The sequence below is a fragment of the Staphylococcus sp. HMSC62A08 genome (assembly GCF_001839105.1).
In the GTDB taxonomy this organism is placed as follows: Bacteria; Bacillota; Bacilli; order Staphylococcales; family Staphylococcaceae; genus Staphylococcus; species Staphylococcus caprae.
In genome coordinates, this window is the sequence record NZ_KV840030.1 from 62,656 (window position 1) to 84,052 (window position 21,397).

The window sequence follows — 21,397 nt, forward strand, 5'->3', positions numbered from 1 at the left end:
AAATTATTTTGATTCGTCTGATAACATAGTAATAAAGTTCTATTTTCTATATAATAAAACTGTGTAAGTAAATAATTGGAGGACTATAAATGTTAAATAATGAATATAAGAATTCATCATTGAAGATCTTTTCGCTTAAAGGAAATGAACCCTTAGCACAAGAAGTAGCGGATCATGTAGGAATTGAACTAGGGAAATGTTCAGTAAAACGTTTTAGTGATGGAGAAATTCAAATCAATATTGAAGAAAGTATTCGTGGTTGTGATGTATTTATTATTCAACCGACTTCATACCCTGTAAACCTTCATTTAATGGAGTTACTTATTATGATTGACGCATGTAAACGTGCATCAGCTGCAAACATTAACATCGTAGTACCTTACTATGGTTATGCGCGTCAAGACAGAAAGGCACGTAGCCGTGAACCAATCACAGCTAAGTTAGTAGCGAACCTTATCGAGACTGCGGGCGCGAATCGTATGATTGCGTTAGATTTACATGCACCTCAAATTCAAGGATTCTTCGATATTCCAATCGACCACTTAATGGGTGTACCAATTCTTGCTCAACACTTTGAAAATGACCCAGATATCAATCCAGAAGAGTGTGTAGTTGTTTCACCAGACCATGGTGGTGTAACGCGTGCACGTAAATTAGCAGACATTTTAAAAACTCCAATTGCAATTATTGATAAACGTCGTCCTAAACCAAATGTGGCAGAAGTCATGAATATTGTTGGTGAGATTGAAGGACGTACAGCCATTATCATTGATGACATTATTGATACTGCTGGAACAATTACATTAGCTGCACAAGCACTTAAAGATAAAGGTGCTAAAGAAGTTTATGCTTGTTGTACGCACCCTGTATTATCAGGTCCAGCAAAAGAACGTATTGAAAACTCTGCAATTAAAGAATTAATTGTTACGAACTCAATTCAATTAGAAGAAAGTAGAAAGCCTACAAACACTAAAGAACTTTCAGTTGCCGGTTTAATTGGAAAAGCAATTATCCGAGTTTATGAAAGAGAATCAGTAAGTGTATTATTTGACTAAAGGTTACAAATGCGTTTGACGTATTCACTGTCAACGTGTATAATACATTCGTTCGTGAATTTACGGACAAATAAACACTTGCAAGCAACGATAACGTTGATGGGCAAGTGAGGAGCAGATAAGACAATCTGATGATTGCTCGAACTGCAAAATTTGAAAGGTGGAAATTTGAATGGCTTCATTAAAGTCAATCATCCGTCAAGGTAAACAAACTCGTTCTGACCTTAAACAATTAAGAAACTCAGGTAAAGTACCTGCAGTAGTATACGGTTACGGTACTAAAAATACTTCAGTTAAAGTTGATGAAGTTGAATTTATCAAAGTCATCCGTGAAGTAGGACGTAACGGTGTTATCGATTTAGGCGTTGGTTCTAAAACAATTAAAGTAATGGTTTCAGATTACCAATTTGACCCATTAAAGAACCAAATCACTCACATTGACTTCTTAGCAATCAACATGAGCGAAGAACGTACTGTAGAAGTACCAGTTCACTTAGTTGGTGAAGCTGTAGGCGCTAAAGAAGGCGGCGTAGTTGAACAACCATTATTCGACTTAGAAGTAACAGCTACTCCAGAAAATATCCCTGAATCAATCGAAGTGGATATCAGTGAGTTACAAATCAACGATAGCTTCTCTGTTGCTGATGTTAAAATTTCTGGTGACTTCACTATCGAAAACGACCCAGAAGACTCTATCGTAACAGTAGTTCCTCCAACAGACGAACCTTCTGAAGAAGAAGTAGAAGCTATGGAAGGCGAATCAGCAACTGAAGAACCAGAAGTTGTTGGTGAAGACAAAGAATCTGAAGAAGACAACAAAGAAGAATAATTCGGACTTGTTTTCTAACAATCATCACTCGATGACTTTAGATTAATAATTACAAACAAAAGTCTGAGACGAAAAGTTTTATTTAGAATAGTTAAACTGAGTATTGATGGCGACACGCCTGCAGGAATAGCATGCGTCTTGAGACTACAGGCTCAAGCCATGCCCGCGGCAAGGGAGCTAAACAATACGAAGTATTAATATCATATTCTAATCTTCAAAAAGAGTTTGTCTACAGTCTGAAGCACTGTGCTTATACTAATAAGCATGGTGCTTTTTGTGTTATTATAAGGAATGATTAATTATTTGAAATTGGATGAAGGATAGGACGTATTGGCATGACACTTTCGTGTTAGGAGCCGTCCCTTCATTTTCAAAAATAAAACTCACGTAGATGAATATAGATTAAGAATAACGATGGAGGTAGCAAGATGAAATGTATTGTCGGTCTAGGCAACATAGGTAAACGTTTCGAACTTACAAGGCATAATATTGGCTTTGAAGTGATCGACTATCTATTAGAACGTAATCAATTTACGTTAGATAAACAAAAGTTTAAAGGCGCGTATACGATTGAACGTTTAAACGGTGACAAAGTATTATTCATTGAACCGATGACAATGATGAACCTGTCAGGCGAAGCAGTTGCGCCATTAATGGGCTATTATAACGTAGATACAGAAGATTTAATCGTATTATATGATGATTTAGATTTAGAACAGGGACAAGTTCGTTTGCGTCAGAAGGGGAGCGCAGGAGGACATAATGGGATGAAATCAATCATCAAAATGCTTGGTACTGATCAATTTAAACGTATTCGGATTGGCGTTGGACGACCAACGAACGGTATGTCAGTTCCTGACTATGTACTACAACGCTTTTCAAAAGAAGAAATGGTTACGATGGAAAAGGTGATTGAGCACTCTGCTAGAGCTGTCGAAGCTTTCATTGAGTCATCACGATTTGATCATGTCATGAATGAATATAATGGTGAAGTCAATTGAAATCAATGATTACAGATTATATAAGTGAAGATAAACGTTTTCAGGAATTAGATGACGTTTTTGGTCAAGATAACATATTAGTTACGGGATTATCCCCTTCTGCTAAAGCGACAATTATCGCTGAAAAGTATCTTAAAGATCATAAGCAATTGTTACTCGTAACGAATAATTTATACCAAGCAGACAAAATTGAAGCAGACCTTTTACAATACGTTGATGGTTCTGAAGTGTATAAGTACCCAGTACAAGATATTATGACTGAAGAATTCTCAACACAGAGTCCTCAATTAATGAGTGAACGTGTGAGAACATTGACGGCGCTAGCCCAAGGCGTGAAAGGGTTATTTATTGTGCCATTAAATGGTTTCAAAAAATGGTTAACCCCTGTAGAAATGTGGCAGAGTCATCAAATGACGCTTAAAGTAGGAGAAGACATAGATGTCGAAGCATTTCTAAACAAATTAGTGAATATGGGCTATCGCAGAGAAAGTGTGGTTTCTCATATTGGGGAATTCTCACTACGTGGCGGTATCATTGATATTTATCCACTTATAGGTACGCCTGTAAGAATAGAATTATTTGATACAGAAGTCGATTCAATTAGAGACTTCGATGTTGAAACGCAGCGCTCTAATGAAAATATTGAAGAAGTCGAAATCACTACTGCGAGTGACTATATCATTACAGATGAGGTTATTCAGCATTTACAGACACATCTAAAAGAAGCGTACGAACATACACGTCCTAAAATTGAAAAATCTGTGCGTAATGATTTAAAAGAAACGTATGAAAGTTTCAAATTATTTGAATCTACATTCTTTGATCATCAATTATTACGACGTTTAGTTGCGTTTATGTATGAACAACCATCTACAATTATTGATTATTTCCGAGATGATGCGATTATCGCAGTAGATGAATTTAACCGTGTGAAAGAAACGGAAGAGACATTAACAACAGAAGTGGATGACTTTATTGGCAACTTAATTGAGAGTGGAAATGGGTTTATAGGACAAAGTTTCATGAAATATGATGGTTTCGAAACATTACTTGAAAAGCGTCCCGTGGCCTATTTCACATTATTCACATCCTCCATGCAAGTGCCGCTAGAACATATTATTAAATTCTCATGTAAACCTGTTCAGCAATTCTATGGTCAATACGACATCATGCGTTCAGAATTTCAAAGATTTATTCATAATGACTATACAATTATGGTACTTGTGGAGACGGAAACGAAAGTTGAACGTATTCAATCCATGTTAAATGAAATGCACATTCCGACGGTCTCTCATATCCATGAAAAGGTTGATAGCGGACAAGCCATCGTTACAGAAGGTAGTTTGTCTGAAGGCTTTGAATTACCTTACATGCAATTAGTGGTGATTACGGAGAGAGAACTTTTCAAGACAAAACAAAAGAAACAACGTAAGCGTACCAAAACGCTATCGAACGCTGAAAAGATCAAATCTTATCAAGACTTAAACGTAGGAGACTATATCGTTCACGTACATCACGGGGTTGGACGTTATTTAGGTGTTGAAACGCTTGAAGTAGGCGATACACATCGTGATTATATTAAATTGCAGTATAAAGGTACTGACCAATTATTCGTGCCTGTAGATCAAATGGACCAGGTTCAAAAATATGTTGCTTCTGAAGATAAATCCCCAAGATTAAACAAATTGGGCGGCACAGAATGGAAGAAGACGAAAGCCAAAGTTCAACAAAGTGTTGAAGATATTGCAGATGAATTGATAGACCTTTATAAAGAACGTGAAATGTCGGTGGGTTACAAATATGGGGAGGACACTGCAGAACAATCAGCATTTGAACATGACTTCCCATATGAGTTAACACCTGACCAAGACAAATCAATTGAAGAAATCAAGAGCGATATGGAACGTGAACGACCTATGGATCGTTTATTATGTGGTGATGTTGGTTATGGTAAGACGGAAGTTGCTGTGCGTGCAGCATTTAAAGCAGTGATGGAAGGGAAACAAGTGGCGTTTCTTGTTCCTACAACCATTCTGGCTCAACAGCATTATGAGACGCTAATTGAACGTATGCAAGACTTCCCTGTTGAAATTCAGCTTGTGAGTCGTTTCCGTACTACAAAGGAAATTAAAGAGACGAAAGAAGGCTTGAAATCTGGATACGTGGATATCGTGGTCGGTACTCATAAATTGCTCGGCAAAGATATCCAGTATAAAGATTTAGGTCTACTCATTGTCGATGAAGAACAACGATTCGGTGTACGACACAAAGAACGCATTAAAACGCTCAAAAAGAACGTGGATGTGCTCACTTTAACGGCGACACCTATACCAAGAACCTTGCACATGAGTATGTTAGGCGTTCGTGATTTATCTGTCATCGAAACGCCACCGGAGAACCGCTTCCCTGTTCAAACTTATGTGTTAGAACAAAACACTAACTTTATAAAAGAAGCATTAGAACGTGAATTGTCGCGTGATGGGCAAGTGTTCTATTTGTATAACAAAGTTCAATCTATTTATGAAAAGCGCGAACAACTGCAAATGCTAATGCCAGATGCCAATATTGCGGTTGCGCATGGTCAAATGACTGAACGTGATTTAGAAGAGACAATGCTTAGTTTCATCAACCATGAATATGATATTTTGGTTACAACAACGATTATTGAAACAGGTGTGGATGTACCTAATGCCAATACACTGATTATCGAAGAAGCTGACCGTTTTGGTCTTAGTCAACTGTATCAACTTAGAGGACGTGTAGGTCGTTCAAGTCGAATCGGGTATGCTTACTTCCTCCATCCAGCTAACAAGGTCTTAAATGAAACAGCTGAAGAACGTCTACAAGCGATTAAAGAATTTACTGAACTTGGTTCAGGCTTTAAAATCGCAATGCGAGATCTCAATATTCGTGGTGCTGGAAACTTACTAGGTAAACAACAACATGGCTTTATTGATTCAGTTGGTTTCGACTTGTACTCACAAATGCTTGAAGAAGCGGTAAATGAAAAGCGTGGCATTAAAGAAGAAACACCAGATGCGCCAGAAGTAGAAGTGGAATTGAATCTCGACGCTTATTTACCAGCTGAATATATACAAAATGAACAAGCTAAAATTGAAATTTATAAAAAATTACGTAAAGTTGAGACCGAAGATCAATTATTCGATGTTAAAGATGAACTTATCGACCGTTTCAATGATTATCCAGTTGAGGTGGAACGTCTTTTAGATATCGTTGAAATTAAAGTACATGCCCTCCATGCGGGTATTACATTGATTAAAGATAAAGGCAAGACAATTGAGGTATCGCTCTCTACTAAAGCTACTGAAAACATTAACGGCGAAGAACTATTCAAACAGTCGCAACCACTTGGTAGAGCCATGAAAGTAGGCGTTCAAGATAACGCGATGCGCGTGACGCTTACTAAATCTAAACAGTGGCTAGATAGCTTGAAATTCTTAGTTAAATGTATCGAAGAAAGTATGGCGATTGAAGATGAAGCGTAAATCACAGCCTAAAACAGCGTTTAATGGTGTCATCATACTAACGTTAGCGCTCATTATTGTTAAAGTTTTGAGTGCCATTTATCGTGTGCCATATCAGAATGTACTTGGAGATCAAGGGTTATATGCATATCAACAGGTCTATCCCATCGTGGCATTAGGTATGATTCTGTCCATGAACGCGATACCGAGTGCCGTCACTCAAGTTTTAGGTGTCAATAGCTCTATTTCGACTTATTCGAAAGTGATGTTACGTTTGCAATATGTTGGATTTGCCATATTTGTCGTCATCTTTATTTGTGCACATCCTATTGCGGTTTGGATGGGTGATGACAGATTAACGCCAATGTTAAGAATGGCGAGTTTTAGCTTTATATTAATTGGTATCTTAGGCGTGTTGCGTGGATTTTACCAGGCGAAACAAGAGATGAATATTCCAGCTATTTCCCAGGTAATAGAACAATTTATTCGGGTTGGCTTAATTATTATTGCGATTGTCTTATTTTCTCTTCATGGCTGGTCAGTTTACCAAGCAGGGACATTAGCAATCCTGGCTTCATCTATTGGGTTTTTAGGTTCCATGCTTTATTTAGTGCTGACGCGTCCATTTTCCTTAAAATTAAAGCACAACACAGTGCATGTAAATTGGCGACAATTATTCGTATCTATATTAATCTATGCATTGAGCCAACTTATCGTCATCTTGTGGCAAGTTGTCGATAGTTTCACAGTCATACACACGTTACAAGTGAGTGGGCTCTCGTTTAAAGAAGCTATTCAGCATAAAGGTATATATGATAGAGGTGCATCCTTTATCCAAATGGGCTTAATCGTCACAACAACATTTAGTTTCGTGCTCATACCTTTACTCACTGAAGCTATTCAACATCGTAATGATATTCATAAGAATCGCTATGCGAATGCATCAGTAAAGATTACTGTGTTGATGAGTTCGGCAGCGGGAATTGGCTTAATCAATTTGCTTCCGCTGATGAATCGTGTCTTTTTCAAGAACAATGCACTCACTGCAACACTAAGCGTCTATATGGTTACAGTAATGTGTGTATCACTCATTATGATGAATATTGCGTTGTTACAAGTGTTAAATCATATACGACCTATATTGATTGGCATTACACTTGGATTGATGTCTAAAGCTATTTTAAATGTTATATGCATCAGTCAATTTGGTATTTTGGGTGCCAGTTTAAGCACCGTGCTATCGCTATTTATATTTGTGGGTGTGTTACAAATAGAAGTACTGAAGTATTATCGTTTTAGTCAGATGCGCTCGTTTATTATTAAATTAGTAGGTGGCATGGTTGTTATGAGTGTTGCTGTGCAAGCGGTAATGTTCTTGATTCCGAGTCACGGGCGAATGATGGGATTGATTGAATTATTCATCGGTGCTTTCGTAGGAATTGGCATTCTGATTATATATATCATGATGTTTGATGTATTAAGCTATAAAGAGTTGAAATATTTACCTTTTGGAGATAAACTTTATCATTTTAAGAAAGGAAGACGTTCATGAGTCACACTATTACAATTGTTGGTTTAGGTAATTACAGTATTGATGATTTACCGCTAGGCATTTATCGCTTTTTAAAAAATAAACCCAAAATCTATGCGAGAACTTTAGATCACCCCGTGGTCGAAGAACTGAAGAAAGAACTTCACTTCGAAAGTTTTGATGATATTTATGAGGATAATGCAACTTTCGAAGAAGTGTACGAAACGATTGTGAATGAATTGATACAACGTGCACAATTCGAAGATATTGTTTATGCGGTTCCGGGTCATCCTCGCGTGGCTGAGACGACGACGGCAAAGTTGCTCGAATATAGTCAATCGCATGATGATATTAGTGTAGAAACTTTGGGTGGTAAAAGCTTTATCGATGATATCTTTGAAGCGGTAAATGTGGACCCTAACGATGGCTTTACGTTGTTAGATGGCACAGCTTTAGAAGAGTCAATGCTGAATATACGCACACATACGATGATTACACAAGTGTATAGTGCAATGGTGGCGGCTGATCTGAAGTTAACGTTGATGGAACGCTACCCTGATGATTGGGAAGTGAAGATTGTGACAGGTGCGCATAGTGGTGGTTCTCAAGTAATTACATGCCCACTTTATGAAATTGATCATCATGAAAATGAATTCAATAATCTTACAAGTTTATACATTCCTAAAGTGAACGATGATAAAGCATTTTATCAAGACTTTGACTTTGTGGTACAAACAATTGATTTACTTGTAGATGACGAGAAAGGTTGTCCTTGGGATAAAATTCAAACGCATGAAACACTTAAACGGTATTTGTTAGAAGAAACGTTTGAATTATTCGAAGCGATTGACAATGAAGATGATTGGCATATGATAGAAGAGTTAGGTGACATCTTACTACAAGTCTTACTCCACACAAGTATTGGCAAAAAAGAAGGTTATATGGATATCAAAGAAGTCATTGAAAGTCTTAATGCCAAGATGATCCGTCGTCATCCTCATATATTTGGAGAAGCACAAGCTGATTCTGTGGAAGACTTAAAAGAGATTTGGTCTGCAGCGAAAGATAAAGAAGGTAAAAAGCCTCGTGTGAAATTCGAGAAAGTATTTGCAGAGCATTTCTTGAAGTTGTATGATGAAACCAAAAATAAACACTTTGACGAAGACGCCCTCAGAAATTTTTTACAACAAGGGGAGAATCAATCATGAGATTAGATAAATATTTAAAGGTTTCACGACTTGTTAAACGACGTACGTTAGCTAAAGAAATTAGCGATCAAGGTCGTGTAACTGTAAATGGCAACGTAGCGAAAGCAGGAACTGATGTTAAAGAAAATGATGAGCTCGTCATTCGCTTTGGCCAGAAGTTAGTTACTGTTAAAGTTACGGGTTTAAATGAACATGCCACAAAAGAAAACGCAAAAGGCATGTATGAATTAATTAAAGAAGAACGCATTAATGAAGCGTGAAATGTACAAGGAGGTGACAAGCAATGAGTAATAAAGTAAAGAATATAGGCAATCAGTATACCTCACAAGAAAATAAGAAAAAGCAGCGTCAAAAAATGAAAATGCGTGTCGTACGTAAACGTATTGCTGTATTTGGTGGCATACTTTTAGCAGCTATACTGATTTTAATCGTGTTGCTTGTCATTCAAAAGCATAGTAACGATCAAGATGCGGTTGAAAGAAAACATAAAGAAGCCCAATTCCAAAAACAACAAGATGAAGAAATTGCTCTAAAAGAGAAATTAAATAACTTAAATGATAAGGATTATATCGAAAAAGTAGCTCGAGATGACTATTATTTAAGTAATAAGGGCGAAGTTATATTTAGATTACCAGGTGACAATAAATCCTCTAAATCTAAATCATCCGATGATGACGATAACTAGGATGATAAAATAATCTGATTATAGCATTGTTAAATTACGCGAACAGGAATATAATAAGAATAAAATCGAATCTAACCAGGAGGATTTATTTAGAAAATGTCAATCGAAGTAGGAAACAAGCTTAAAGGTAAAGTTACAGGTATCAAAAAATTTGGTGCATTTGTAGAATTACCTGAAGGAAAAAGTGGTTTAGTACATATCAGTGAGGTTGCTGACAATTACGTTGAAAATGTTGAAGACCACTTATCAGTTGGTGACGAAGTTGAAGTAAAGGTATTATCAATCGCTGATGACGGTAAAATTAGTCTATCGATTAAAAAAGCTAAAGATCGTCCTCGTAAACCTCACCATAATAATAAATCTAATCATGGAAAGCCAGTTCAAAAAACTGAAGACTTTGAGAAGAAATTAAGTAACTTCCTAAAGGATAGTGAAGATAAATTAACTTCAATCAAACGTCAAACAGAGTCACGTCGTGGCGGTAAAGGTTCAAGACGTTAATATAAAATAGATTTAGACATACATCGAGCCATATTTAATACAATGAATAATGGTTGATAAGAACAAAATGTGGTGGCCATCAAAGAGAGATGTTGGTCGGTGATTGAACACATGTATCACTCTTATGGGGTGGGACGACGAATTCAAATATAACTCTTTTGAATTCTCGCCCACTCCTATTTTATTTTCGAAGTGAGGTGAGATAATGGAGCTTAACACAGAAGGATGGTCTAAGGATGCACACTTAGTGGTTGCTGTTTCAACAGGGGTTGATAGCATGTCTTTATTACATAGTTTGTTGCATGATTATCATAATACATATCGCAAACTAACTTGTGTTCATGTGAATCACGGTTTGCGTCATCAATCCGTTGAAGAAGAACAGTTTCTAAAAGATTATTGCAGAGCGCATCATATTGAATTATATGTGAAACATCTCGATTTATCTCAAATAGTAGAAAAGGGTAATAGTATTCAGCATGAAGCAAGGCAACGCCGGTATGATTGGTTTGGTGAAATCATTCAAAAAATCGATGCTGATACCTTGTTAACAGCACACCATCTTGATGATCAGCTTGAAACGATTTTTTATCGTTTACTAAGTGGTCGCTCTACTCGTAGTGCTTTAGGTATGTCACTCATATCAAATTATAAACATTATCGTGTTTGTCGTCCTTTATTAGAAGTATCAAAAGAGGACATTTTAGCTTACCAACATTCGAACACTATTCCTTACTTTGAAGATGATTCCAATAAAGACACGAAATATGTGCGGAATGATATTAGACAGCGAATCCTTCCGACAATCAATCGCAATCCATTTCTCGATACACATCATTTGTTGAAGTTAAAGGACTGGCATGACAATGAATTACAGTTATTAAATGAATATGCGCAACATTTTATCTCTCACTTCGTATTTGAAAATAAAGACGAGATGGGCTATTCATTTTCAAGAGAAGCCTTTAATACACTCAATTCAAATGTTAAAACAATAGTAATGGATCAACTATTTGAAAATTTGAAACTTCACTTTGCAATACCTCAAAAAACATACGATGAATGGTTTCAACAATTTCAAAATAACAAATCTCAATTTAATATAGATGTTACAGAAAAATGGATAATTCAAATTGCATATGATACATTAATAATAATGGCTAAATCAGTAGACAGAGAAAATAGCATAACAAGTATTACGATAGAACAGCCAGGTACATATCGATTCAATGGCTATAAAATTGATATTAATCAACACTTACCTGAGACGTCATACCCTCTAAAAATTCGAGTGAGACGTCATGGTGATGTGTTTAAACTTAACGGTAAAAAAGGGCATAAAAAAGTAAGTCGTTTGTTCATAGATCAAAAAATTATCGCTGATGAACGAGAGCGTATACCTGTAGTGGTTAATAATTCTAATGAAATCATAGCTATAGGGTGCTTATATGTCCATGAGCGTTTTAAAGACTTAATAATGATTACGGATAATGGAGATGAATAATAATGCATAACGATTTAAAGGATGTTTTATTAACAGAGGAAGACATTCAAAATATTTGTAAAGAATTAGGTGAAAAGATTACAGCAGACTATCAAAATCGTCCGCTTGTATGTGTAGGTATTCTTAAAGGATCAGTCATGTTCATGGCAGATTTAATCAAACGTATCGATACACATTTATCCATCGATTTTATGGATGTTTCAAGTTATCACGGAGGTACAGAATCAACGGGTGAAGTTCAAATTATAAAGGATTTAGGTTCATCAATTGAAAATAAAGATGTACTGATCATTGAAGATATTTTAGAAACAGGAACAACATTAAAATCTATAACTGAGTTATTACAATCACGTAAAGTTAAGTCTTTAGAAATTGTAACACTACTTGATAAACCAAATCGTCGTAAAGCGGATATAGAAGCGAAATACGTTGGTAAAAAAATCCCAGATGAATTTGTTGTTGGTTACGGCTTAGATTATGGGGAATTATATAGAAACTTACCGTATATTGGTACGTTAAAACCTGAAGTTTATTCTAAATAAATGTATGGGTGGAACCTAAATGAATACAAGCACTATTGATTTGCGTATTGCGTACATTATAACTATGCGTGTCGCTAGATATAGTGTAGACTCGATTTATACGCTATAGGTCCTTTTTGAAATGAGTCGTATTTGTCTTTACATGATAAATGAATAAGATAGCAAAATTTAAAGAAATATATAGTTGGAATTGACTAAAATTGAAGAATCAATACGAAAGTTGAAATACTAGCCTGTCTAAGAAGTATTGTGTTACAATTTTTGTTAGTTTTATTATTGGAAGTAGGAGGAAATGACGCATGCAGAAAGCTTTTCGCAATGTGCTAGTTATCGCAATTATAGGCGTTATTATATTTGGGGTATTTTCGTTCTTAAATGGTAATGGAAATATGCCTAAACAACTTACATACACTCAATTTGTTAATAAGTTGGATAAAGGCGATTTAAAATCTTTAGAAATCCAACCTGAACAAAATGTATATATGGTAAGTGGTAAAACTAAAAGTGGTGACGATTACTCATCAACAGTTTTATATAACAATGAAAAAGACTTACAAAAAATTACAGACACAGCTAAGAAACAAGATGGTCTGAAATTTACAGTTAAAGAAGAAGAAAAACAAAGTGTCTTTGTTAGTATTCTAACAACACTGATTCCAGTATTAATCATTGCATTATTATTTATTTTCTTCCTTAGCCAAGCCCAAGGTGGTGGCGGCGGAGGTCGTATGATGAACTTTGGTAAATCTAAAGCTAAAATGTACAACAGTAATAAACGTCGCGTTCGTTTCTCTGATGTTGCAGGTGCTGATGAAGAGAAACAAGAATTAATCGAAATTGTAGATTTCTTAAAAGATAATAAGAAATTTAAACAAATGGGATCTAGAATTCCTAAAGGTGTCTTACTTGTTGGACCTCCAGGTACAGGTAAAACATTATTAGCACGTGCGGTTGCAGGGGAAGCTGGCGCACCATTCTTCTCTATCAGTGGTTCTGACTTCGTAGAGATGTTTGTTGGTGTTGGTGCAAGCCGTGTTCGTGATTTATTCGAAAATGCTAAGAAAAACGCACCATGTATCATTTTCATTGATGAAATTGATGCAGTAGGTCGTCAACGTGGCGCTGGTGTAGGTGGCGGTCATGACGAACGTGAACAAACGCTTAACCAATTATTAGTTGAAATGGACGGCTTCGGGGAAAATGAAGGCATCATCATGATTGCTGCGACAAACCGTCCTGATATCTTGGACCCAGCCTTATTACGTCCTGGTCGTTTCGATAGACAAATTCAGGTTGGACGTCCGGATGTTAAAGGTCGTGAAGCAATTCTTCACGTACATGCTAGAAATAAACCACTTGATGAAACAGTTGACTTGAAGGCAATTTCTCAAAGAACACCTGGTTTCTCTGGTGCTGATTTAGAAAACTTACTTAACGAAGCATCATTAATTGCTGCTCGTGAAGGTAAAAATAAAATTGACATGCGTGACATTGAAGAAGCAACAGACCGTGTGATTGCAGGTCCAGCTAAGAAATCTCGTGTTATTTCTGAGAAAGAACGTAATATTGTTGCACATCACGAAGCAGGGCATACTATTATTGGTATGGTGCTTGATGAAGCAGAAGTCGTGCACAAAGTAACAATCGTTCCTCGTGGACAAGCCGGTGGTTACGCGATGATGTTACCGAAACAAGATCGCTTCTTAATGACTGAGCCAGAATTACTAGATAAAATTTGTGGTTTACTTGGTGGACGTGTTTCTGAAGATATCAACTTTGGCGAAGTATCAACTGGTGCTTCAAATGACTTTGAACGTGCAACACAAATTGCTAGATCAATGGTTACTGAATATGGTATGAGTAAGAAACTCGGACCGTTACAATTCTCTAGTAGTAGTGGCGGCCAAGTATTCCTTGGAAAAGATATGCAAGGCGAGCCTAATTACTCTGGTCAAATTGCTTATGAAATTGATAAAGAAGTTCAACGTATCGTTAAAGAACAATACGAACGTTGTAAACAAATCTTATTAGAACATGAAGAACAACTTAAACTGATTGCTAAGACATTGCTTACTGAAGAAACATTAGTTGCAGAACAAATCCGTTCATTATTTAACGAAGGTAAACTACCTGAAGTTGATTATGACGCTGCAAAAGTTGTTAAAGATGAAGATACTGATTATAGTGATGGTAAATATGGCAAATCTTACGACGATATTCGTAAAGAACAATTAGAAGAAGGCCATAAGGAAGAAGAACAAGATCGTAAAGAAGATCGTGAAATCGATAAAGAAAGACGTCAACAAGAAGATCGTGATCGTTCAGGAAGCGAATCAGACTATGATTCTGATTCAGAAGCGACTGGACATGAACAATCACCAAATATCGATAAACCATATAATCCAAGCAATCCTGATAACAGACATTAGTTAAGTTGAATTAAGTCTCTTTCTACTCATTCAATCATTGAAGTAGGAAGAGGCTTTTTTTAGTGTGAGATGACACTCAGTGTGGAATGATAGAAACGTAAGGTATTTCGAAGGTATGCTTGTTTAAAATTAATCATATTGAGGTAGGCTTATTTAATTTATTTCGGGCTACTCGAATGTTTATTTTCAAAATGAGCAACACATTTCATATTACTAAACAACAGATGTATAATAGTCAATCAGTAATGAATTTAAAAATAAAACTTATGAAATAGATTAAAAATTAAAAGGAGAATGACAAATGACACATGATTATATCGTAAGAGGATTGGCATATGATGGCGAAATCAGAGCCTATGCAGCAATCACTACAGAATCTGTGCAAGAAGCACAAACTAGACACTATACGTGGCCTACAGCATCAGCTGCAATGGGACGTACGATGACTGCAACAGTTATGATGGGTGCAATGTTAAAAGGCGATCAAAAGTTAACTGTTACAGTAGACGGCAAAGGACCAATAGGACGAATTATCGCAGATGCAGACGCGACGGGAAACGTACGTGCATATGTCGACCATCCACAAACACACTTCCCACTTAATGCGCAAGGCAAGTTGGATGTGAGTCGTGCAGTAGGTACTGATGGTTCAATTCAAGTGGTTAAAGATGTAGGAATGAAAGACTATTTCTCAGGAGCAAGTCCGATAGTATCCGGTGAACTTGGAGATGACTTTACTTATTATTATGCTACAAGTGAACAAACACCCTCTTCAGTTGGATTAGGCGTTCTAGTTAACCCTGATAACTCAATTAAAGCTGCAGGAGGTTTTATTATCCAAGTTATGCCTGGAGCTAAAGATGAAACAGTGACGCGTTTAGAGAATGCAATTAATCAAATGCAACCAGTTTCTAAGTTAATTGAACAAGGATTAACACCTGAAGGTATTCTGAATGAAATTCTAGGAGAAGACAATGTTCAAATCTTAGATACGATGCCTGCACAATTTGAATGTAATTGCAGTCATGAAAAATTCTTAAACGCGATCAAAGGCTTAGGTGAAGCAGAAGTACAAAGTATGATTGATGAAGATCATGGTGCTGAAGCAGTTTGTCATTTCTGTGGTAATAAATATCAATATAGTGAAGGCGAATTAGAAGATTTATTAGCGACAATGAAGTAAGTATGGCGCTAAATGGGATTGAATAATAGCTGAAAAGTATGTTTAGGGGAGATAGTTGAACCCATGAAATTTAAGATTGACGTTTTCGATATCATCAATTTGACGGTATCGTAGTAGTTAATCTTCATTCGTGGTTCAGTTATCTCCTTACGTTTAATTTGATTTCTGTAGGGAAAAATTCTAATGTATATGTTAAGTATAGGTTTTTTATTGAGGACAAGACAATTCTGTTTCTCTTTTTAGAAAATTCTGATAGAATAAATCTATATCCGATAGGAAAACTAAGTTTTATAATTATATAACAAAAAGGAGTGTTTTTAATGGCACAAAAACCCGTAGATAACGTTACACAAATTATTGGTAACACACCTGTAGTTAAATTAAGAAACGTAGTTGATGAAGATGCAGCAGATATTTATGTCAAATTAGAATATCAAAATCCAGGTGGCTCAGTTAAAGACCGTATCGCATTAGCAATGATTGAAAAAGCCGAACGCGAAGGTAAAATTAAACCTGGTGACACAATTGTAGAACCAACAAGTGGTAACACAGGTATCGGTTTAGCATTTGTATGTGCAGCAAAAGGTTATAAAGCTGTCTTCACAATGCCTGAAACAATGAGTCAAGAGCGTCGTAACTTATTAAAAGCTTATGGTGCAGAACTTGTATTAACTCCAGGGTCAGAAGCAATGAAAGGTGCTATTAAAAAAGCGAAAGAACTTAAAGAAGAACACGGCTATTTCGAACCTCAACAATTCGAAAACCCTGCTAACCCTGAAATCCATGAACTTACAACTGGTCCAGAATTAGTAGAACAATTTGAAGGTAAAGAAATTGATGCTTTCTTAGCAGGTGTAGGTACAGGTGGTACACTTTCAGGTGTTGGTAAAGTCTTAAGAAAAGAATATCCTAACGTTCAAATCGTGGCGATTGAACCAGAAGCTTCTCCTGTATTAAGCGGTGGCGAACCTGGTCCACATAAATTACAAGGTTTAGGTGCAGGATTCGTACCTGATACACTCAACACTGAAATTTATGATAGTATTATTAAAGTTGGTAATGAGACTGCAATGGATATGGCTCGTCGAGTAGCTAAAGAAGAAGGTATCTTAGCTGGTATTTCTTCAGGTGCTGCAATCTATGCTGCTATCCAAAAAGCAAAAGAATTAGGTAAAGGTAAAACAGTTGTAACAGTATTACCAAGTAATGGTGAACGTTACCTATCTACTCCTTTATATTCATTTGATGACTAATATTAAATAATTAAAGTGATATATAGACGAAGATGTTGGCGAAGTTGCTATGATATCGATGTATTTTGAACATTGATATTGTAAAGACTTAGCCTTGCATCTTCGTCTTTTTTGTTATTGTGAAAACATATCATGTTCTTTAATTTTATATTTTTAATTAAGAATGAAAAATATACTCAAAAGCGTAGGCTATGAATGATATGATTGATAGTAAGTCGTGTAGTATTTGTATTTTAATTTTCAAAATTAAGAAAAATACATACACATCTACAAATAAAGTTATAAATTAGAAAAAAGGTGAAGCAAATGGCGAAAACAAAAATTATGGGCATATTGAATGTCACGCCTGATTCATTCTCGGATGGAGGTCAATATAATTCGGTTGATAAAGCGATTGAACGCGTCAAAGAGATGATGGATGAGGGCGTGGATATTGTCGATGTAGGCGGCGTTTCAACACGACCAGGCCATGAAGAAGTAACATTAGAGGAAGAAATGGAGAGAGTGATACCAGTTGTTGAAGCAATCTCACAATATGACGTACAAATCTCTGTAGATACATTTCGTAGTGAAGTCGCTGAAGCATGTCTTAAATTAGGTGCTTCGATCATTAATGATCAATGGGCTGGATTATATGATTCTAAAATGTTTAAAGTTGTAGCTCACTATGAAGCGGAAATCGTCCTAATGCATAATGGAGATGGACATAGAGATGACCCAGTTGTAGACGAAATGCTCATGTCGCTCATGGCTCAAGCTAACAAAGCAGAAATGGCTGGTATTCCTCAAGAGAAAATATGGTTAGATCCAGGAATTGGATTTGCGAAAACGCGCGAAGAAGAAAATGAAGTAATGGCACGTTTGGATGAGCTTGTAGCGACCGAGTACCCTATATTACTAGCGACGAGTCGAAAAAGATTCATTAAAGAAATGATTGGTACGGATACCACGCCTTTAGAAAGAGACGAAGCAACAGCGGCAACGACTGCCTATGGTATAATGAAAGGTGTTAAAGCTGTTCGAGTTCATAACGTTCAATTGAATGCCCGTTTAGCTCAGAGTATGGATTTCTTAAAGGAGAATGAATATGAACGACATAATCTTTCTTAATGGTATGCGTTTTTACGGGTATCATGGAGTATTGCCAGCTGAAAATGAAATTGGTCAAGTATTCATTGTAGATGTTACTTTGAAAGTCGATTTGAAAGATGCAGGTCAATCAGATGATGTAGAAGATACAGTGAATTATGGAGAAGTGTTTGAAGATGTGAAGACTATCGTTGAAGGTGAGCCTTCTAAGTTAATTGAACATCTGGCTGAACGTATTGCAAAACGTATAAATTCACACTATAATCGTGTAATGGAAACGAAAGTTAGAATTACTAAAGAAAACCCACCCATCCCAGGCCATTATGACGGCGTTGGAATTGAAATAGTGAGGGAGAATTGCTAAATGGTTAAAGCTTTTTTAGGTTTAGGGAGTAACATTGGAGAACGTGAAGCTCAACTCGATGAAGCGATAAAGATTCTGAATAACTTTGAAGGTATTAAAGTGACTCAAGTCTCCGATATTTATGAAACTGAACCGGTGGGATATACTGAGCAACCTAACTTTTTAAATTTATGTGTTGAAATAGAAACGACATTGGCACCTCGAGAACTCTTGTCATGTTGCTTAGAGACTGAGCAACAATTACATCGTGTGAGAGTCGTACGTTGGGGGCCAAGAACTCTAGATGTAGACATATTATTATATGGCGATCAAATTATTGAAGAAGAAAATTTAACGGTACCACATCCGAGAATGAATGAACGTTCGTTTGTACTTATACCTTTGAATGATATTGCCTCAAATCAAATCGAACCTCGTTCCAATCAAACTATTGGAAATTTAGTAACGGCAGACGATACAGTTAAGAAGTATAAGAAATGAGAGATAAAGTAGAAATTGCTTTATTACATTTGCGCCGTCTTGTAGAATTAAAAGGTGAGAAGATTGGCGTTATGGAAATGAGAAATCATGCTTCATGGTATCTTAAGGGTGTCAAAGGTAACGGTCAAACAACTGAAGCTCTAAACGAAGCTGAAATCGAACCTGAAATAAGAGATGTTTTACAAAATTCCCAACAAGAACGCATGGAACAATCTATAGAAATACAAGAAGCTTAAAGGAGAGAAAGTTATGTCAGAAGAAATGAATGACCAAATGCAGGTCCGTCGTCAAAAACTACAAGAATTAATTGATTTAGGAATTGATCCGTTCGGACATCGTTTCGATCGTAGTGCGACTTCTAGTGAACTGAAAGCGCAATGGGATCAATACTCAAAAGAAGAATTACATGAAAAAGAAGACGAAAGTCACGTTGCAATTGCAGGTCGTTTAATGACAAAACGTGGTAAAGGTAAAGCTGGATTTGCTCATATTCAAGATCTATCAGGACAAATTCAAATATATGTAAGAAAAGATCAAATTGGAGAAGAACAATTTGATATTTGGAAAATCGCTGACTTAGGTGACATCGTAGGTATTGAAGGTGTCATGTTTAAGACGAATACTGGAGAAATATCAGTTAAAGCTAAGTCGTTTACATTATTATCTAAATCATTACGTCCTTTACCAGATAAGTTCCATGGCTTACAAGATATTGAGCAAAGATATCGTCAACGTTACTTAGATTTAATTACAAATGAAGACAGTACACGTACATTCATTAATCGTAGTAAAATCATTCAAGAAATGCGTAATTATTTAAATAAACAAGGTTTCTTAGAAGTTGAAACACCTATGATGCATCAAATCGCTGGTGGTGCTGCAGCACGCCCATTCGTTACACACCATAATGCATTAGATGCTACGTTATATATGCGTATTGCCATTGAATTACACTTGAAACGTTTAATTGTTGGTGGTTTAGAAAAAGTTTATGAAATCGGACGCGTATTCCGTAACGAAGGCGTTTCTACTCGTCATAATCCGGAATTTACAATGATTGAATTATACGAAGCGTATGCTGATTATCATGATATTATGGATTTAACTGAAAGTATGGTCAGACACATTGCTCAAGAAGTTTTCGGTTCAGCTAAAGTTCAATATAATGGTGAAGAAATCGATTTAGAATCTTCTTGGAGAAGACTTCACATTGTAGATGCAGTTAAAGAAGCAACTGGAGTGAACTTCTATGATGTTCAATCAGACGAAGAAGCGGTTGCACTTGCTAAGGAACACGGTATTGAAATTACTGAAAACATGAAATATGGTCATATTTTAAATGAATTTTTCGAACAAAAAGTTGAAGAAACATTAATTCAACCAACATTCATTTATGGTCATCCAATTGAGATCTCTCCTTTAGCTAAAAAGAACCCAGAAGATCCAAGATTTACTGATCGTTTTGAATTGTTTATTGTAGGTAGAGAACACGCGAATGCCTTTACTGAACTTAATGATCCAATCGATCAACGTGAACGTTTCGAAGCACAACTTGTTGAGAAAGAGCAAGGTAATGATGAAGCGCATGAAATGGATGAAGATTACATTGAAGCGCTAGAATATGGTATGCCTCCAACAGGCGGTTTAGGTATCGGTATTGATCGTCTAGTAATGCTACTTACAGATTCACCATCAATCAGAGACGTATTGTTATTCCCATATATGAGACAGAAATAATAAGTCTAACATTATGTTATATACAGCACTGGTCACATTTATGTGATCAGTGTTTTTTATTATGAAAGTCGACCTAATTAATAGAGGTGGTTAAGGAAATAGATGAACTAAAAATACATATTCAAGTCATATGTTGTAGGTAATTGTTACTAGATCGAAAGAGTTGTTTCGTTTCGATTGGTTAGTTATTGAGTTATCTTTGTTGAAAAGACTGGTTATTTTCACAATAAAATATACAAATGCAGTATAAAATTGAAAATATTGATATAGATTTAGCTGATATCATGTGATAGAATATTACGAGTGAAAAGAAGCAACTTATATAAAGAACTTTTTCGACATTAATTTTTTAAAAATGTTTATAAAAGTGTTGACTTGTTTGTCTGAATGAAGTAACATATAAAAGTCGTCAAAAACGAGCGCACTTGTTACGAAAATGTAAACGGAATTTTAACGGAGTGTAAAATTGACCGTTGCAAAGACATTAAAAAGTGTGTATTATTAATAAAGTAAGTTAATTT

At 36.0% G+C, this 21,397-nt stretch carries 19 protein-coding genes; all 19 read left to right on the forward strand.

Annotated features, from left to right (window positions below; genetic code table 11):
* Window positions 1-89 precede the first annotated feature (89 nt).
* The 19 genes from HMPREF3264_RS03690 (at window position 90) to lysS (ending at window position 20,876) form a co-directional block, all read left to right on the forward strand.
* Entirely contained in the window at window positions 90-1,055 is a 966-nt protein-coding gene (locus tag HMPREF3264_RS03690; protein WP_002445700.1) for a ribose-phosphate diphosphokinase, read from the forward strand.
* 172 nt (window positions 1,056-1,227) lie between these two features.
* Entirely contained in the window at window positions 1,228-1,884 is a 657-nt protein-coding gene (locus HMPREF3264_RS03695; protein ID WP_002445699.1) for a 50S ribosomal protein L25/general stress protein Ctc, read from the forward strand.
* Between the two features lie 428 nt (window positions 1,885-2,312).
* Window positions 2,313-2,885, forward strand: a complete 573-nt coding sequence (pth, locus tag HMPREF3264_RS03700; protein WP_070871964.1) for an aminoacyl-tRNA hydrolase — start codon at window positions 2,313-2,315, stop codon at window positions 2,883-2,885.
* Window positions 2,886-2,890: 5 nt separating this feature from the next.
* Window positions 2,891-6,391: a transcription-repair coupling factor gene (gene mfd, locus HMPREF3264_RS03705; RefSeq protein WP_176746813.1), complete on the forward strand. Its 3,501-nt coding sequence runs from the start codon at window positions 2,891-2,893 to the stop codon at window positions 6,389-6,391.
* On the forward strand, window positions 6,381-7,922 hold the full coding sequence (locus HMPREF3264_RS03710; protein ID WP_070871966.1) for a polysaccharide biosynthesis protein: 1,542 nt from the start codon (window positions 6,381-6,383) through the stop codon (window positions 7,920-7,922). The genes mfd and HMPREF3264_RS03710 overlap by 11 nt, the downstream gene beginning before the upstream one ends.
* Complete coding sequence (locus tag HMPREF3264_RS03715) at window positions 7,919-9,109, forward strand: MazG nucleotide pyrophosphohydrolase domain-containing protein (protein ID WP_070871967.1); 1,191 nt, start codon at window positions 7,919-7,921, stop codon at window positions 9,107-9,109. The genes HMPREF3264_RS03710 and HMPREF3264_RS03715 overlap by 4 nt, the downstream gene beginning before the upstream one ends.
* Window positions 9,106-9,369, forward strand: a complete 264-nt coding sequence (locus HMPREF3264_RS03720; RefSeq protein ID WP_002445693.1) for an RNA-binding S4 domain-containing protein — start codon at window positions 9,106-9,108, stop codon at window positions 9,367-9,369. Before HMPREF3264_RS03715 ends, HMPREF3264_RS03720 begins: the two co-directional genes overlap by 4 nt.
* 23 nt (window positions 9,370-9,392) lie before the next feature.
* The gene (gene divIC / locus HMPREF3264_RS03725; protein ID WP_070871968.1) at window positions 9,393-9,794 is read left to right on the forward strand and encodes a cell division protein DivIC; all 402 of its coding nucleotides are present in this window, start codon (window positions 9,393-9,395) and stop codon (window positions 9,792-9,794) included.
* 96 nt (window positions 9,795-9,890) lie between these two features.
* The gene (locus HMPREF3264_RS03730) at window positions 9,891-10,295 is read left to right on the forward strand and encodes a S1 domain-containing RNA-binding protein (protein ID WP_002445691.1); all 405 of its coding nucleotides are present in this window, start codon (window positions 9,891-9,893) and stop codon (window positions 10,293-10,295) included.
* A 205-nt stretch (window positions 10,296-10,500) separates the two neighbouring features.
* Window positions 10,501-11,799 (forward strand): tRNA lysidine(34) synthetase TilS, encoded by a 1,299-nt coding sequence (gene tilS / locus HMPREF3264_RS03735; RefSeq protein WP_070871969.1) that lies wholly within the window; start codon window positions 10,501-10,503, stop codon window positions 11,797-11,799.
* Between the two features lie 2 nt (window positions 11,800-11,801).
* The gene (gene hpt / locus HMPREF3264_RS03740; RefSeq protein WP_002445689.1) at window positions 11,802-12,341 is read left to right on the forward strand and encodes a hypoxanthine phosphoribosyltransferase; all 540 of its coding nucleotides are present in this window, start codon (window positions 11,802-11,804) and stop codon (window positions 12,339-12,341) included.
* 299 nt (window positions 12,342-12,640) lie between these two features.
* Window positions 12,641-14,770 (forward strand): ATP-dependent zinc metalloprotease FtsH, encoded by a 2,130-nt coding sequence (gene ftsH / locus HMPREF3264_RS03745; RefSeq protein ID WP_070871970.1) that lies wholly within the window; start codon window positions 12,641-12,643, stop codon window positions 14,768-14,770.
* Window positions 14,771-15,071: 301 nt separating this feature from the next.
* Complete coding sequence (hslO, locus tag HMPREF3264_RS03750) at window positions 15,072-15,953, forward strand: Hsp33 family molecular chaperone HslO (protein ID WP_070871971.1); 882 nt, start codon at window positions 15,072-15,074, stop codon at window positions 15,951-15,953.
* 320 nt (window positions 15,954-16,273) lie between these two features.
* The gene (cysK, locus tag HMPREF3264_RS03755; RefSeq protein ID WP_002445685.1) at window positions 16,274-17,206 is read left to right on the forward strand and encodes a cysteine synthase A; all 933 of its coding nucleotides are present in this window, start codon (window positions 16,274-16,276) and stop codon (window positions 17,204-17,206) included.
* Window positions 17,207-17,512: 306 nt separating this feature from the next.
* Window positions 17,513-18,316 carry a dihydropteroate synthase gene (gene folP, locus HMPREF3264_RS03760; protein ID WP_070871972.1) on the forward strand — a complete coding sequence of 268 codons (804 nt, stop codon included), beginning with the start codon at window positions 17,513-17,515 and terminating at the stop codon, window positions 18,314-18,316.
* Complete coding sequence (gene folB / locus HMPREF3264_RS03765) at window positions 18,294-18,659, forward strand: dihydroneopterin aldolase (protein WP_037541880.1); 366 nt, start codon at window positions 18,294-18,296, stop codon at window positions 18,657-18,659. The genes folP and folB overlap by 23 nt, the downstream gene beginning before the upstream one ends.
* The gene (folK, locus tag HMPREF3264_RS03770) at window positions 18,660-19,139 is read left to right on the forward strand and encodes a 2-amino-4-hydroxy-6-hydroxymethyldihydropteridine diphosphokinase (protein ID WP_070830383.1); all 480 of its coding nucleotides are present in this window, start codon (window positions 18,660-18,662) and stop codon (window positions 19,137-19,139) included.
* Complete coding sequence (locus HMPREF3264_RS03775; protein ID WP_002445680.1) at window positions 19,136-19,375, forward strand: tRNA-dihydrouridine synthase; 240 nt, start codon at window positions 19,136-19,138, stop codon at window positions 19,373-19,375. The genes folK and HMPREF3264_RS03775 overlap by 4 nt, the downstream gene beginning before the upstream one ends.
* A 13-nt stretch (window positions 19,376-19,388) precedes the next feature.
* Window positions 19,389-20,876 (forward strand): lysine--tRNA ligase, encoded by a 1,488-nt coding sequence (lysS, locus tag HMPREF3264_RS03780; protein WP_070871973.1) that lies wholly within the window; start codon window positions 19,389-19,391, stop codon window positions 20,874-20,876.
* Window positions 20,877-21,397: the final 521 nt, after the last annotated feature.